This window comes from Shewanella sp. Scap07 (assembly GCF_013394145.1).
GTDB lineage: Bacteria > Pseudomonadota > Gammaproteobacteria > Enterobacterales > Shewanellaceae > Shewanella > Shewanella waksmanii.
In genome coordinates this window covers 875,133-891,426 of sequence record NZ_CP041329.1, presented here as the reverse complement: position 1 = coordinate 891,426, position 16,294 = coordinate 875,133, and the positions used below count along the sequence as shown (strand labels likewise).

The window sequence follows — 16,294 nt, the reverse complement described above, 5'->3', positions numbered from 1 at the left end:
AAAGAGGTGGCCGAAGCAGTCTACAAATGAAGTTAAAAGCCGGATCATTCCCATATGGAAATCTTTCGCTATCTTGTAAATAAAAAGCGAAATTTTCGCGATGGACGGCAGAGAGATGTAAGAGGGTATAGCAGTTGATACCCTCTTGCTCGGATGTGGTGGAAAACCCACGACTTTAAACCCATAAAAAAACCAGCCACTTTTTCAAGTAAGCTGGTTTTTTAATACCGATTCTTAAGCCAATGGCTTAATCAACAATTACCCTTGTGGGCGCATCGCTGGGAATAGGATCACGTCACGAATTGTGTGGGTGTTGGTGAACAACATCACTAGACGATCGATACCGATACCTTGACCTGCTGTTGGTGGCAGACCGTGCTCTAGTGCAGTAATGTAATCTGCATCGTAGAACATGGCTTCGTCATCACCGGCATCTTTAGCATCAACTTGCGCTTTAAAGCGGTTGTCTTGATCTTCAGCATCGTTAAGCTCAGAGAAACCATTAGCTACTTCACGGCCACCGATGAAGAACTCAAAGCGGTCGGTAATGAAGTGGTTTTCATCGTTACGACGTGCCAATGGTGAGATATCTGCTGGGTAACCCGTAATGAAGGTAGGTTGCATTAGCTTAGGCTCAGCGGTTTCACCAAAAATCTCTTCCAGTAGCTGACCGCAAGTCCAGAACTTCTCTATGGTCATCCCAATGCTTTTGGCAAGATTGCGCATGAATTCAACGTCTTTAACTTCTTCGTAAGTCATAGACTGAATCGTTTCGTTGTCTGGATTGTACTTCTTAATCGCATCTAGCATGCTCATACGGGCGTATGGGCCACCAAAATCAACCGTGTGCTCGCCATATGGTAACTGTGGAGAACCACAAAGTTCGGTTGCAATTGAACTTAGCATCTCTTCAGTCAGATCCATTAGATCGTTGTAATCTGCATACGCCATATAGAATTCCATCATAGTGAATTCTGGGTTATGACGAGGTGATAAGCCTTCGTTACGGAAGTTACGGTTAACTTCAAATACGCGCTCAAAGCCACCTACAACTAAACGCTTAAGATAAAGCTCGGGTGCGATACGTAGATACATTTCGATATCTAGCGCATTGTGGTGAGTAATGAATGGGCGAGCTGAAGCACCACCAGGGATGCTGTGCATCATTGGGGTTTCCACTTCCATGAACTCTTTTTTCACCATGAAGTTACGAATAGCGGTAACCACTTTAGAGCGCATAACAAAAGCTTCGCGCGAATCTTCGTTAACGATGAGGTCAACATAACGCTGACGGTAACGCGTCTCTTGATCTGACAGACCGTGGAATTTCTCTGGTAATGGACGCAACGCTTTAGTCAGCAGTTGGTAGTCTTCCATGTTGACATATAAGTCACCTTTACCTGAAAGGTGAAGTTGACCGGTTACGCCAATGATGTCGCCAATATCAAGACCTTGGTATGTCGCTTTTAGGTCTTTCTGCACATCTTTACCAGCATAAGCTTGGATGCGACCTGAGACATCTTGAATCACTAAGAATGGACCACGCTTAGCCATAACGCGACCGGCGATTGAACGCTGGATGCCCATGCCTTCAAGCTCTTCTTTTGAGAAGTGGCCATATTCTTTCTGAATGTCCGCTGCCTTGTGTTTTCGATCGAAGTTATTTGGGTGACCGTTAGCTGGGCAGTTCGCACGAATGTGCTCTAACTTAGCACGGCGTTCTGCAATTAACTTGTTCTCATCTTGTGTTTGTTCAGTCATCTTCTTCTCTCGTTAAAGGCCAGATTTCAGGCTAGCTTCAATAAACTTGTCCAGATCGCCATCAAGGACGCTCTGGGTATTCCGGCTTTCTACGCCGGTACGTAAATCTTTAATACGGGCATCATCAAGTACGTAAGAACGAATTTGGCTACCCCAGCCAATATCAGACTTAGCGTCTTCTGCTGCTTGCTTATCTGCATTTTGTTTGAGCATTTCTAGCTCATACAATTTTGCTTTTAATTGCTTCATCGCCGCATCACGGTTTTTATGCTGTGAGCGGTCATTTTGACACTGCACAACCGTATTGCTCGGTAAATGGGTAATACGGATTGCCGATTCTGTTTTGTTGACGTGCTGACCCCCCGCCCCTGAAGCGCGATAAGTATCGACGCGCAAATCGGCAGGGTTGATATCAATCTCAATCGAGTCATCAATTTCTGGGTAGACAAAAACCGAGCAAAAAGAGGTATGGCGTTTACCCGACGAATCAAATGGCGACTTACGAACTAAGCGGTGTACCCCGGTTTCGGTACGCAGTGAACCAAAGGCATACTCACCGGTAAATTTAACGGTCGCACCTTTAATCCCCGCCACATCACCGGCGGTCACCTCAATAAGTTCAGGCTTGTAGTCGTGGGCTTCTCCCCAACGCAAGAACATACGCAATACCATATTGGCCCAATCTTGAGCCTCTGTACCGCCTGAACCCGATTGAATATCAAGATAACAATCTGACGCATCATGTGGGCCAGAGAACATACGACGAAATTCGAGTTCTTCAAGACGTTTCTCTAAATCTGCCAATTCACTATTAGCATCATTAAATGTCTCTTCGTCGTTTTCTTCTATCGCTAACTCTAACAAGCCTTCAATATCTTCTAGGCCGCTATCCATGTCATTGATGGTTTTCACCACGGCCTCGAGCGATGCTCGCTCTTTGCCTAACGCTTGGGCATTGTCAGGGTTGTTCCACACTTCCGCACTTTCTAGCTCTCGACTAACTTCTTCTAGACGCTCACTTTTAGCATCGTAGTCAAAGATACCCCCGAAGAAGTTGGGTGCGATCAGCCAGCTCCTTGATTTTAAATTTAACCGGATTTACTTCAAACATGACTCTAATCTACTTTTGGTTACGTTAGGCAAAATTACAAACCGCGTATTTTACCCCAATCGAGCCTGCACGCCTAGAGAAGATGAACACTAATTGAGCCCCTAATATATGCCGTAGCGTAAGCTCTATAGCCAGCATGGTCTAAAACCTCGCCGTTAGGCCTATTAACTAGGCTAACAAAGATTTTTAAGCGCTTGCTTTCACAAACCTTGTTGCTGCTGTCTATACTTTTTTGATGAACGATAAAACACCAACATGCTGCTATCACGAAGATGAAGGGTTTTCATGCCATGAGCCGGCTGAGCCCTCTGGCTTATGCTATTGGCACGACCCTAAAATAGTTAAAGACCATCCCGACGACGCTGCCCGCCTTGAAGCCTATGCACGCCAAGGGGGAATGCTGCGGGGGATTGCATTAAAAAATGCCAAGCTTGCAGGCATAGACTTAGTGCGCCACCATCAAAAAACCGGCTTTGATATGAGCCATGCAGAGCTGTACCGTGCCGATCTACAAGGTGCGCACTTATTTAACCTCAACCTCCAAAACGCCAGCTTGATGAAAGCAGATTTGCGAGATTCCAATCTGCACTGCGCCAATCTTATCAACTGCAATCTGCTCGGCATAAAGTGGAATGGCGCTCGCATCGAAAATATCAATGTTGGTAAAGTTATCAAGCAAGAGCGCATGGCCAAAGAAGCCGAAAAAGTCGGTGAAGCTGAAATTGCCAAAGACTACTTTGAGCAAACAGAAGAGATTTACCGCGATCTACGCAAAGCCGCTGAACGTGAAGGGCTATTTGCCATGGGAGGCCACTTTTTACAAAAAGAGCTCACCATGCGCCGTCACTTAATGCCCAGGTTTAGCAGCCAACGTTTCATCTCTAAAGCCATTGATTTGTTTTGTGGTTATGGTGAAGCCCCCATGCGGGTGATTGGCTTCTCTTTGGCATTGATTTTTATCTGTGCCATTTTGTATATGTTCACCGGGCTAAGTTACAGCGATGAAGTGCATATTTTCAATTTAGACAACGGCCTAAAAGCCAATTTAGTATTGCTGTTTAACTGTATTTATTACTCCGTCGTCACCTTTACGACGTTGGGATATGGTGACTTTACTCCCATTGGACTATCTAGAGCCATTGCCGCCATTGAGGCCTTTACCGGCAGCTTTACCATTGCCCTGTATGTGGTGGTATTTGTAAAAAAAATGACCCGTTGACGACCACAACGTTAGCAACAGCCAATCAACCCTCACACTAAAAAACAACCACCAGCCGATAACAAGCCAGTGAATTTTGTGACTCCGACAGCAAATTTATCGATCCCTCCCCGTCCACCGCACAGATGTACGCCCGCTTATGGTTATACTGCTAATCAATATCAAAAAGTGACCCGCTCATAATGTATTGACTCAATGTGATGGAATGCCGAGTAATCTCTTCAGGGTCCAACTAAGGGCAATTGCAATGATTACATTCACTCTTGATGGGCAAGCAGTAGACGCAGTACAAGGCGAGTCGATACTCACCTGTGCAAAACGTTTAGATTTCGATATTCCCAACCTTTGTCATCATCAAGGTGAAAAGCAACAAGAGTGTGGCCTATGTGTGGTTGAGGTGCTATCAGCTGACGGCAACACTGCCGTGGTCAAAGCTTGCCAGACCCAAGTAAGCAGCAATACCCGTGTCATCACTCAGTCGAGCCAGCTAACTGAGCTTAGGCAACAAGCACTTAATCACCTGTTAGACGATCACTTTGCAGACTGCGAAGCCCCTTGCCAGCAGGCTTGCCCAGCCGGTGTTGATGTACAAGCCTACTTGCACCACATTGCTCAAGGTAATCATCAGCAAGCGGTTAAAATAATTAAGCAAACCTTGCCATTACCCCAATCAATTGGTCGAGTGTGTCCCGCCTTTTGTGAAGATGCCTGCCGACGCTCGGCGGTAGACTCCCCAGTGGCAATTAGGCAGCTCAAGCGCCATGCCGCCGATCTCGATGCGGCAAAAAGCCCTTATATCCCCGAGCGAGCACCACTCACACACAAGAAGGTCGCCATTATTGGTAGTGGCCCAGCGGGGATAAGTGCTGGCTTTTATTTAAGCAACAATGGCCATGATGTCAGTATATTTGAAGCCATGCCCGAAGCAGGTGGCTGGCTCAGGTATGGCATCCCTGAATATCGCCTGCCCAAAGCCATATTGGACCAAGAGATAGATATTCTTTGCCAAAATGGCTTAAGCATATTGCTCAACCAACAGCTAGGACGCGATATCCACTTAGAACAACTAATCAATGATTATGATGCGGTTTGCCTCGCAATTGGTGCCCAAAAAGCCGTACCGATGACCTACCCAGGCAGCGATTTGGCGGGCTGTTTTCTGGGTGTCGACTACCTTAAAGATCATTGCACTGAACAATCACTGCAGTTGGGACGTAAAGTTGCTGTCATTGGTGGCGGCAATACTGCAATTGATTGCGCCCGTACCGCCATTCGTCAAGGGGCGGCAGTGACACTGGTCTATCGCCGTACCCGTGAAGAGATGCCTGCAGAAGTGTACGAGATTGAAGAGGCAGAGTTCGAAGGTGTGGAGTTTTACTTCTTAACTAATCCGATTCAAAACCACAGTGACAGCAACGGACGGGTTAATGCAATTACGTTCGAGAAAATGGCACTTGGCGAAGCCGATAGCTCAGGACGGCGCCGTCCTGTCAGCACCGGAGAGACTTTCACTGAGTGCTTTGATACTGTCATTCCCGCTGTTTCGCAAACACCTGATATGGCATTTCTTAACCACCCACAAAGCCAATTATCCACTGGCGAAGTGGCCCTCACCCGCTGGAATACTTTTCAAGGTTGCCAACACACCATGTCCGCTGGGGTTGAAAAGCTATTTGTTTTGGGTGATTCCCGCACAGGCCCAGCCACAGCGATTGCAGCTGTCGCCGATGGCAAGAAAGCGGCCGATGCCATCGAAAAACTGTTAAATGGCCAGTTAAGTTGCCAGCTCAATCAGCAAGTGTTCAACTCAGTTAAGGCCGACAATGGGCAACTTTCTGCACAACATTTTGCTGATGTTGCCCCGGCACCACGAGCCAAAGCCGTAGAGCTGAGCGCCAAAGCACGACGACATAATTTCAACGAAGTGGAGCTGGGACTGACTAGCGATAGTGCAATCGCGGAGGCGCAACGCTGTTTAAGTTGCGGTTGCCAAGCTAATACCCAGTGTGGCTTGCGTGATTATGCTACTCAATATCAGGTCTCAGTTGATCCAGCCAAAAGCGCGGCCAGACAGTTTACCCAAGATAGCAGCAGTCCATTTATCGAGTTTGATGCTAACCGTTGTATAAGCTGTGGTGCGTGTGTAGAGGTTTGTCATCAACAAGCTGGGCACAAAGCAATTAGCTTTGAAGCCGATCATTTTCACGCATTGCCGCAGACCGACTCACAAAGTACTGCGACAAATGCGCCACAACGGCGTGCCCCGCGAGTCGGTTTTAGTGCCTCGATGGCCGACAGCCAATGTGTACAATGCGGCAGTTGTGTGCAGGTTTGTCCGACCGGCGCATTGAGTGACCAGCGCGCGCAACTTCAAGGCCAAACAACGCCGCTAAAAGTGACCTCAACAATTTGTACCTATTGCGGCGTGGGCTGTAGATTGAACCTGCACGTCGATGAAAACCTCAATAAAGTCATCCACGTCACGGGCGATGATGACTCACCGGTCAATCAAGGGATGTTATGTGTAAAAGGCCGGTTTGGATTTGATTTTATTAATGACCAGCAGCGCCTACAGACACCGTTAATTCGCAAACAGGGTCAACTAGTTGCAGCCAGTTGGGCAGAAGCAATCCGTTACATCGCCACTAAGTTAAGCGAAATTAAACAAGCTCATGGTAGCGACGCCATTGCAGGCCTAGCCTCTGCAAAAGCCACCAACGAAGATAATTATCTATTCCAAAAGTTTTTCCGCAGCGTTATTGGCACCAACAACATTGATCACTGTGCGCGACTCTGCCATGCCTCTACCGTTACCGCGTTATATGATGCGCTGGGCAGTGGTGCAATGACCAATGATATTGCCAGTATCGACCATGCCGATCTGATTTTCATTATCGGCTCAGACACCACCAATGCGCATCCGATCATCGCCTCTCGCATTAAACAAGCGCTAACCCAACACGGCGCCCGTTTGGTGGTGGCCGATCCTAAGCGGGTTGATATTGCCGACAGTGCTGAACTTTATGTCGCGCAAAAGCCCGGTAGCGACGTGATGCTACTTAATGCTGTCATGCAGCAAATCATTATCAATGATTGGCATGATCTGGATTATCTAGCGGAGCGAGTAGAAGGCTATAGCGAACTATATGAAGAAGTCATGCAGCCGAACTACAATCTCGCTAACGCCGAGAAAGTGACCGGCATTGCGGCTGCTGACATTGCGAAGCTTGCCAAAATGATAGGAACAGCGCAGAAAACAGCGGTCTTTTACGCCATGGGGATCACTCAACACACCTCAGGCCATGACAATGTTACCGCTATCGCGAACTTACAACTACTGTGCGGTAATATTGGCATTGAAGGTGCTGGCATCAACCCGCTCAGGGGGCAGAGCAATGTACAAGGTGCTTGCGATATGGGCGCGTTACCAAACTATTTTAGCGGCTATCAGAAAATTGATGACCCACTAATCCAAATGCGCTTTCGCCGAGCCTGGAACAAAGAGGAGCTCCCCCACAGCATTGGGCTAGCTGCCACTGAAATGATGCATGCACTTTACCATGGCGAGCTTAAAGCCCTGTACGTAATGGGTGAAAACCCTGTGCTTAGCGATCCTGATCAAGCTCATGTGTTACGTGGGCTGCAAAACGCTGAGCTGTTGGTGGTGCAAGATATCTTTTTAACCGAAACGGCCCAGTTGGCAGACGTGGTGCTTCCGGCATTTAGCTTTGCCGAAAAGCGCGGGCACTTTACTAACACTGAACGACGCGTGCAGCAGCTGCAAGCGGCGGTTGAGCCGCCAAAACAAGCCAAGGCGGATTGGCAAATTATCAACGACATCGCAATGCAGATGGGCGCAGATTGGCATTACCAGAGTGAACAACAAATATGGCATGAAGTTACCGCAGTTACCCCACAGTACCGCGGTATCAGCTGGGCAAACATGGACCCCAGTACCAGTAATGGCCGTATGGGGATCCAGTGGCCCTGTCCAGCGGATGGTCACCCGGGCACGCCGATTTTGCATACCCGAAAATTCACCCGAGGCCTTGGGAAAATGCGCCCGGTTAGCTACCGACAAAGCGCCGAAACACCATGCCAAGAATACCCGTTAACCTTATCGACGGGTCGCTTGCTGGCGCAGTTCCATACCGGAACCTTGAGCAGAAAAACCCAAGGCCTGAATGAAATTGCCACGCCTAAAGTGATGATCTCGGTGATTGATGCACAAAGCTTAGGGGTAAGTAATGGTGATATGCTCAAGCTGACCAGTCGACGCGGCAGTATTGAAATCCAAGCCTTTGTGACTAAACGTGCCCAAGTCGGCGTGCTATTTTTACCTTTCCATTTTGCCGAAGCTGCCGCTAACAAGCTCACCAATAACGCCTTGGATCCTGTTGCGAAAATTCCTGAGTTTAAGGTGTGCGCTGTTAAAGCTGAGAAGCTTATACCAATCAGTATAAGAATTTGATCTACTCAGCGCGCTTTTGGCAAACTAATTCAAGGCGAATAACTGAAACAATGGTTGCTCCCTTGTGAGGTTATTCAACGCAGAAGTAGGTAGCCAAAAACGCGCCAGAATGGCGAGTTTTAGCAGTCCTGATGCTGTGTTAACGAGCTTAACCGTAGAACAACTATGCTCTTCACTCGTTGCCTTACCTCAGAACCGCTAAACTCTCGCTGAGTGACTAAATGTTTATACTGATTGGTATTACACAGACGGTCAATCACAGCATGATTTAAGCTGCGCAACTAAAAAGGGAGGCCATTAGGCACTCCCTTTGTTTAACGATCATTAAAAACCGCGTCGCTATTGAGTTTTAAACTGACTCACCAAGCGACCTAAATTCTCGCCTTCTTCGGCAAGGTTAGCGCTCACCTGCTCGCCGTTTTCACTGGCACTGAGCAATTCATTGACGATATCTTGGATAGCAAACACGTTGCGATTAATCTCCTCAGTCACCGAGCTTTGCTCAGTAGCAGCAGTGGCAATTTGGGTGCTCATATCGTTAATAGAGGTCACCGCTGAGGTTACCGCACCTAAACTATCTGATATGGCCCGTGATGAGGTCACCGATCGATTGCAGCCTTGTTGACTCGATTCCATAGAACTCACCGCTAACGACACTAAATTATGCAGTTCATTAAGCATGTCGCTAATTTCTAAGGTGCTACTTTGGGTGCGACTCGCTAAGCTACGAACCTCATCAGCAACAACGGCAAATCCACGACCTTGCTCACCAGCACGGGCTGCCTCAATAGCCGCATTGAGCGCAAGTAAATTAGTCTGCTCGGCAATGCCACCAATCACAGTCAGTACGCTATTAATTTTTTGGGATTGCTCGCTTAAGGAGTGAATATGGCCCGCTGCAGCGTCGATTTCTGCCATCAGATTTGACACTTCACTCAGTGAGCTATCAACACAGAGCTGCGCATTAGCCACATCATCAGTCGCGGCGCTGGTCGCCTCAGCAACTTGAGTGGTACTTTGCGCGACTTCACTGGCGGTTGCCGACATCTCCGTTATGGCAGTCACCACTTGGTCAGTCTCGTTATTATGGTTCACCAACTGCGCGGCAATATGTTGAGTTTGGCTCGAAATCGTATTAGCGCCTTGTTTCACCTCGCCTGTCACATTGGTAACTTCGACAATCAACCCCTGCAACTTCTCTACAAAAGTATTAAATGCCGCGCCAAGTTGCGCAATCTCATCTTTACCTTGTACCTTCAGTCGCTTAGTTAAATCGCCTTCACCTTTGGCTATCTCTTCAAGGTTGGTCAACATTGAGCGAATAGGGTTAACGATAGTCTGCGACAACATCAATACCGCCACAGCAGTGATTGTCAGCATCACCACCGCAATCAGCAAAATGGTTATCGCTTTATCTAACATATGCTCGGTAGCGATACGCCTAAAGTCGGTCACTTCGGCTTCAATATCATCAAGGTAGGCACCGGTACCTATCATCCAATTGGTACCGGGGATCATCGCAGCAAAGCTTAATTTCTCAATCAGCTCACTGGCCCCAGGCTTTTGATAGTGGTAGCTAAATACCCCATCGCCATACCTAGCGGCATCAAGTAACCCAACGATAATCTTTTTGCCATTGGGATCGGTTAGGTCTATTTTATTGCTGCCTTCAATATCTGGGCTAAGGCCATGGAAAATACTCATGCCTTGCTCGTCATAAATGAAAAAATACCCTGCAGTACCAAAGCGCAAGTTACGCAGTGCCTTATTTACACTGCCCTGCTCACCTAAAGACAACTGGTATTCAACCACCTGCTTGCCAATTTCGACCTCTTCTGCAAGCTGGTGCTGGCGCTGTTGAAACAGTTTTTCTCTAAAAGACTGAATATCATCCTCTAAATAGCTCATCTCAATGTTATAGGCGATAACCATTAACAAAGATAAACTCACCACCAGCGGCAGTAGCGCAAACATCAGTAGTTTGCTCTTCATTTTTAGATTCTTCATTGACCCCGATCTCCAGCACAAAAAAGCAATACATGCATATAATATAGCTGATTATTGCAAGAAGTTAGCTCAGGGTTGTATTTATGCTACCTGGCGCAACAAATACCTAAAAAATCATCAACCAAAATATGACAGCAACATGCCGACCGATGCCGCCGCCAATACTAAAAGCAAAATGTTGGGTTTGAATTTTTGCAGCCAGATGAACCCGCCAATGACTAACACAACATCAAGCCAGTTTAACAATGCCGAAGTCGCCACAGGGCTGTAGAAAGCCGCCACTAAGAAGCCAACTACACAGGCATTGATGGCGATCAAGGCGCCATTAATTCGAGGCTGCTGACTTAAACTACGCCAGCGATTAAGTATGCCCAACAGCAGTAATAACCCGGGTAAGAATATAGCTAAGGTAGCAACAAGCGCCCCAAGAAATGGTGAGCTTGGGTTGAGCTCAGCGCCCAAAAATGCAGCCAAGGTGAACATAGGCCCGGGAACGGCTTGAGCCAGTGCATAGCCGGTTAAGAAGCGCTCAGCACTCATCGCTTCGCTGACACTCGATTCAAGTAATGGCAGCACCACGTGGCCGCCACCAAATACTAAGGTGCCAGCTTGATAGAAGTCGGCAAATATTCGCCCAAGGCCGCTTCCGGTCAACAGCAATAACGAGCCCAGAACTAAAAGCACAAAGCTCGCCAACGCCATAATATTCAGACGACCTTTGGCCACAGGCTCTGTGCTAGGGGCTTGTTGTAACACCGTTGCGCCCACAAGCGCCGCCACCAGCAACAACACAATCTGTGTAATGCTGCCAGTAAAACTTAATGACACCACTGTGGAGGCAAGCAAAATGATTTTACTTTGCCACGACAAACAAAACTGGCGATACATGGTCAAGATGGCATCAGCAACAACAATGACGGCTAACAACTTAAGGCCATGGATCAGCCCCACAAATAGCGATTGCTCTAGCCAGGCTTGGCTGGTAACCGCAATAAAATACAGCAGTAAAAATGACGGTAAGGTGAAGCCAACAAAAGCAGCGATTGCCCCGCCGATTCCACCTCGGTGATAACCAATTGCAAACCCGACCTGGCTCGAACCCGGACCTGGTAGAAACTGACTAAGCGCCACATAACTGCCATATTCTTCGGGTTTAACCCACTGCAGTTTATCGACAAATGTTTTTCGAAAATAACCAATATGAGCAGCTGGGCCACCAAAACTGACTAAGCCTAACAGCAAGAATTGAATGAATATATTCAGCAAAATTACCCCCCTAATTAATGATGAGCCCAAAGAGTATGACAAAAAGATGACAAGTTGATGACAACTTAGTTAGCCACTTTTTGCAATACAAAGCGCACAGCTGTTGAGTCAAGATAAACAGTAATTCAACCCACTCAGGCTCACTATTACCTCTGGCTGTATATATCCTTTGTTTATGCTGCAAACTCTTGGTCACTAACGGACCACTTTACCCATTAATTAGCGAACTTAGATTTAATAGGCTAATTTCTGGACAGCCTAATGTGACGATGCCTATACTCATTTGGGCATAGTATCTGCAAGGCTGAAGCAGTTTCTGAAGGGTCTACTTTGCTGTGTATAAAAATAAAAGGAATATAAAAACATAAGGATAATCTATATGAAGATATTGCTATTAGCGCTTGCAGTGATGTTTATGACGGCATGTGGAGGGGGAGGAGGTGACTCAAGTACACCTGCCAATAATGACACTCCCGCGCCAACACCAGCTCCGACACCTACTCCAACCTTAGAAGCTAGCATCCTACCTGGACCATTTTTGAATATTGATGATGAAGTGATTGCAGAACTTGAGATCATAGACATCAACAATGACGGTTTGCAAGACGTACTGATGTCAGCGACTAATTACAGCAGCAACAATACGTTCAAGGTATTAGTCAATCAAGGTGAAAAAGTTTTCGTTGACCAAACCGCCAACCTGTTTCCAGCAGGCTCAAACCCCACCCAAAATAATTTGCCCTATTGGGTTTCACAATTTTACTTCGTCGACCTCAATAATGACGGTATGAAAGATCTCGTCGCCGGCGCATCTAACCCGCAAACAGGATCATTTGACCAAATTTTTATTCAACAAGCGGATGGCACCTTTGATGAGCTACCCACCTCGACTTTTGCCCCCTTTGATTTCACCTATAACAATGGTGAATATGACCCAGGACACGGTCTAGACGGAATGCTACTACCTGTTGATGTTGACGGTGATGGTGATGTTGATTTGGTTAATCTCGATAATAGTCATAGCGTCCTATATGACAATGATCTGGCTACAACTGATACCATTTTTGAAGTGCGTGTTTACAGGAATGATTCACTGAACGGCGCAACAATATTTACCAAGAGTTCCGAGGCACGCTATCAAGACATCAATCCAGAGAAGGCCGCATTTGTAGACAACCCAGCGGTGGTTGATATTAACCACGATGGATTTGATGATATCGTTTATTTTGGACCTAAATGGAAAGGTAGCTTTGTTAATGAGGCTGTCGAGCTTAAGGTACTGCTGAGCAATGGCATGGGTAGTTTTACAAGCGGAGCAGCACAAGTTATCAGTGGTGAAATACCGACACTTATCCACGGAAACGCTCATAGTGTAGGTGACTTTAATAGCGACGGCTATGTTGATATTGTTGTTGGCGGTAGCGGCTATGATGCAGCGCCGTTCGATGGCGAACGTAATGTATTATTGTTATCTCAACCCGATGGCAAATATACCGATGCCAAACAGCAAGCCTCTGCATTTATTGACAACCCTATAATGACTCACTCATCAGCTGTTGGCGATTTGGACGGCGATGGCAGCCTTGATATTGTTTTTGCCGACATAGCCAAGGGAACTGTCGCAGACCACGTCAAACTGTTACTGAACGACGGTAACGCTAACTTTCAAATCCAAGCCGATGCCTTCCCAAACGGTGCCTCATACGGTGATGAAGCAGAAGGCAATGCATGGACATCTGTTCGCATTGCCGATATGGACAATGATGGCCGTGCCGATATTATTCTAGGCGCTCAGTTTACCACCACCAATTCAATTATTTACTGGAACGATGGCTCTGGGACGTTTAAATAATTTAAAATCCAACTAGAAGAAAAAGCCGAGTGACTTTTTGGTACTCGGCGCTATTTTATCGTGCTATGAGCGGTGTAACCTATTAGGTGGTAACGCTTAAACTAATCATCACACAATAAACTAAGCACCAACGCAGTCACATCATAACTAAGCGCTATTATATAGTGATAGCGTCAGCCACAACGGCCAGCAATCTAATTTGCCACTTTTTGCAGCAGGACTAGCACTTCAAAATGATCCGTGTGGGGGAACATATCAAATAGCTGCACTTTGCTTATCTGGTACCCTTCTAGCTTGGGTAAATCTTTAGCCAAGGTTTTTGGATTACAACTTGAATAGAGTATTGCAGCAGGTGCAAATTGACTCAATTGCTCACACAACTGCTCGCCAATACCGCGCCTTGGGGGATTAACAATCACCACATCAGGCGTATCTTGTGCATGACGGCCAGTGGCAAAGCCGGTGGAATCCAGTGCACTAAATTCAACTTGAGTTAAGCCCAATGCCGCAGCCGACATTTTTGCGCACGCAATCGCTTCAGCCTCAATTTCAATCCCTGTCAGCGCCACCTCTTTGCTAGCACAATGCAAACCAAATCCACCGACGCCACAAAATAAATCCCACAATGATTTGGGTTGCAATTGAGCAACCCAATCTCTTGCGGTTTGATAAAGCTTGGCAGCTACCTCGGGATTAGTCTGAAAAAAGCTTTTAGGTCGAATATACAGCGGCACCTCATTGAAGCACTCTTCCAGGCGAGTTTCATCGGTCAAAAATATTTCTTGCTCGCCCTCTAATATGGCCATATGTACCGGCTGGATGTTGATAGATACCACTTTTATTTGCGGATACTCGGCTAGCAGCCTAGGCAGTTCTCGCTCGATACGACTTTGACTATTATTACTATTTAGCACAAAGCGCAGCAGGTACTCACCGCGCACTTGGCTACGGGTGAGCAAAATAAACTTCAGCTCCCCCTTGGCTTTGTCAACGCGATACGGCGGTATACCTGCTTGGCGCACAAAATCGGTCAGCCGATATAGGAGTTGCTGCATGTCTTCAGGGTATAGCTGACAATCACACAGACTAACTGCCTCCCCTTGCGGACTGACAATCCCCAGCACCGGCTCATGCGCTGCGCCTAGGACAACCATTTTAGCTTTGTTGCGAAAATGGCTTTGCGAACCATATACAGGCGCCAACCACTCGTTCACAGTTAAACCCTGCAACAACTGTTTTAATTGCTGATCTTTAGCCTGTAGCTGCTCAGATTGCGGTTGGTTAATATGCCGACAGGAAAGGCATTGCTGAGTATTAAAGTGGTCGCAGTTCACGGGTTAACAGCTCTGAAATTAGAATAGAGGCTAATTATAACACTGCCCTTGCACGGGCTAAACCGCCATCTACCGCAAAATTAATTGCTCCACATCTGCTATGGTTTGGCGAGGCCCCAACACCATACTGAGTTGCTGCAACGTCTGCTGAGCGGTGTGCTTGTAGGTGGTCAGCTTACCACCATACACAGAAAGTAAGCGTGGATGTGATGGCTTAATATGCAGTAAGGTTTCCCTTGATTGTGAGAATGCCTGGCTATCAAACGCTGGTAGCACTCGCACTCCACAAAACTGGCCGGAAACTTTCTCAACCAATTGCTGCTCACTCATATTCGCGGCAAAATAGTGACGGTAATTTGCCAATAAATACTGCTGCTCAGCAGCAGTCATACCTTTTTGCTCAATCGATGCTATTGGCGTCTCGGTGGTGCCTACCAAGGTTTTTCCGTGCCAAGGCATGACAAAAATAACCCGCTCATCAAAGATAGATTCAATATAGAAAACACCGGCCGGTGCAGCAATATCAAGCACTAAATGGCTCCCTTGTACTAGCGATAGTGGCGGTGGTTTTAAAGGCGGCGTCACCCGCGAAAGTAACTCAGTTACCCAGGGGCCTGCCGCGTTAACGATCATTTGTGATCGTACTTGTTGGCGCTGTCCCTGGTGTTGATATTGCAAACTACAGCCATCAGCCAAATGCTCGATAGATAACACTTCAGCCTGACTCAATACCCTAGTACCGAGTGATTGTGCACTGTTGATCACTGCCTGAGTTAGCGCCTTATCATCGGTTTGTGCATCCCAGTATTGAAAAACTCTATTGAGCCCCGACTGTTTCAGGCCGCTTAGTTTAGGCCACTTGGGCCGAGCAACCGTGGTAAAACGTCCCAACGGATTGAGCTCGCTAAGTAACGCATAGGCACTAAGGCCGGCGGCAATGGTTAACGCGCCACGTCGACTATGCTGATAAATAGGAATGTAAAACTTAACCGGTTTAACAAGTGACGGCGCAAGCTTGAGGAGGCTTTGCCGTTCCCGCAAAGACTGACGCACTAAATCAATTTGGCCCGACTCTAAGTAACGAAGGCCACCATGAATGAGCTTGCTAGAATTGCGAGATGTTTGCCCACCAAACTCGCCACGCTCTAGCAGTAGTGTGCGATAACCAGCCGCTTGGGCCGCTTGCGCGATACCCGCACCATTGATGCCTCCGCCGATAACTACAATATCCAACAAAAGTTATCGCTCCTTATTTCATCCTTAAAACCAGCAT

At 47.1% G+C, this 16,294-nt stretch carries 10 protein-coding genes; 4 read left to right on the top strand and 6 right to left on the bottom strand.

Annotated elements, in window-relative coordinates:
- Positions 1-258: 258 nt before the first annotated feature.
- Both lysS and prfB read right to left on the bottom strand, forming a co-directional pair.
- The gene (gene lysS / locus FLM48_RS03815; protein ID WP_028772128.1) at positions 259-1,761 is read right to left on the bottom strand and encodes a lysine--tRNA ligase; all 1,503 of its coding nucleotides are present in this window, start codon (positions 1,759-1,761) and stop codon (positions 259-261) included.
- Positions 1,762-1,773: 12 nt separating this feature from the next.
- Positions 1,774-2,872 (bottom strand): peptide chain release factor 2 gene (gene prfB, locus FLM48_RS03810; RefSeq protein WP_179023571.1). Its coding sequence is split into 2 segments (ribosomal slippage): positions 1,774-2,796 and positions 2,798-2,872, totalling 1,098 coding nucleotides; the frame shifts between segments, so codons are not numbered across the junction.
- A gap of 235 nt (positions 2,873-3,107) precedes the next feature.
- Here prfB and FLM48_RS03805 point away from each other — a divergent pair.
- From FLM48_RS03805 to FLM48_RS03795, 3 genes are all read left to right on the top strand, one after another.
- The gene (locus FLM48_RS03805) at positions 3,108-4,091 is read left to right on the top strand and encodes an ion channel (RefSeq protein ID WP_179023569.1); all 984 of its coding nucleotides are present in this window, start codon (positions 3,108-3,110) and stop codon (positions 4,089-4,091) included.
- Between the two features lie 247 nt (positions 4,092-4,338).
- Entirely contained in the window at positions 4,339-8,562 is a 4,224-nt protein-coding gene (gene fdhF, locus FLM48_RS03800) for a formate dehydrogenase subunit alpha (protein WP_179023568.1), read from the top strand.
- 64 nt (positions 8,563-8,626) lie between these two features.
- On the top strand, positions 8,627-8,764 hold the full coding sequence (locus FLM48_RS03795; RefSeq protein WP_157577362.1) for a hypothetical protein: 138 nt from the start codon (positions 8,627-8,629) through the stop codon (positions 8,762-8,764).
- A 137-nt stretch (positions 8,765-8,901) separates the two neighbouring features.
- Here the strand turns inward: FLM48_RS03795 and FLM48_RS03790 are convergent, their stop codons facing one another.
- Positions 8,902-10,569 (bottom strand): methyl-accepting chemotaxis protein, encoded by a 1,668-nt coding sequence (locus FLM48_RS03790; protein WP_179023566.1) that lies wholly within the window; start codon positions 10,567-10,569, stop codon positions 8,902-8,904.
- A 117-nt stretch (positions 10,570-10,686) separates the two neighbouring features.
- On the bottom strand, positions 10,687-11,835 hold the full coding sequence (gene chrA / locus FLM48_RS03785; RefSeq protein ID WP_179023564.1) for a chromate efflux transporter: 1,149 nt from the start codon (positions 11,833-11,835) through the stop codon (positions 10,687-10,689).
- Between the two features lie 379 nt (positions 11,836-12,214).
- Here chrA and FLM48_RS03780 point away from each other — a divergent pair, with 379 nt between their 5' ends.
- Complete coding sequence (locus FLM48_RS03780; RefSeq protein ID WP_179023562.1) at positions 12,215-13,687, top strand: VCBS repeat-containing protein; 1,473 nt, start codon at positions 12,215-12,217, stop codon at positions 13,685-13,687.
- Between the two features lie 194 nt (positions 13,688-13,881).
- On the opposite strand, the gene rlmC is transcribed toward FLM48_RS03780, so the two are convergent.
- Complete coding sequence (gene rlmC, locus FLM48_RS03775; protein ID WP_179023560.1) at positions 13,882-15,021, bottom strand: 23S rRNA (uracil(747)-C(5))-methyltransferase RlmC; 1,140 nt, start codon at positions 15,019-15,021, stop codon at positions 13,882-13,884.
- 69 nt (positions 15,022-15,090) lie between these two features.
- Entirely contained in the window at positions 15,091-16,257 is a 1,167-nt protein-coding gene (locus FLM48_RS03770) for a glycerol-3-phosphate dehydrogenase/oxidase (protein ID WP_179023558.1), read from the bottom strand.
- Positions 16,258-16,294 lie beyond the last annotated feature (37 nt).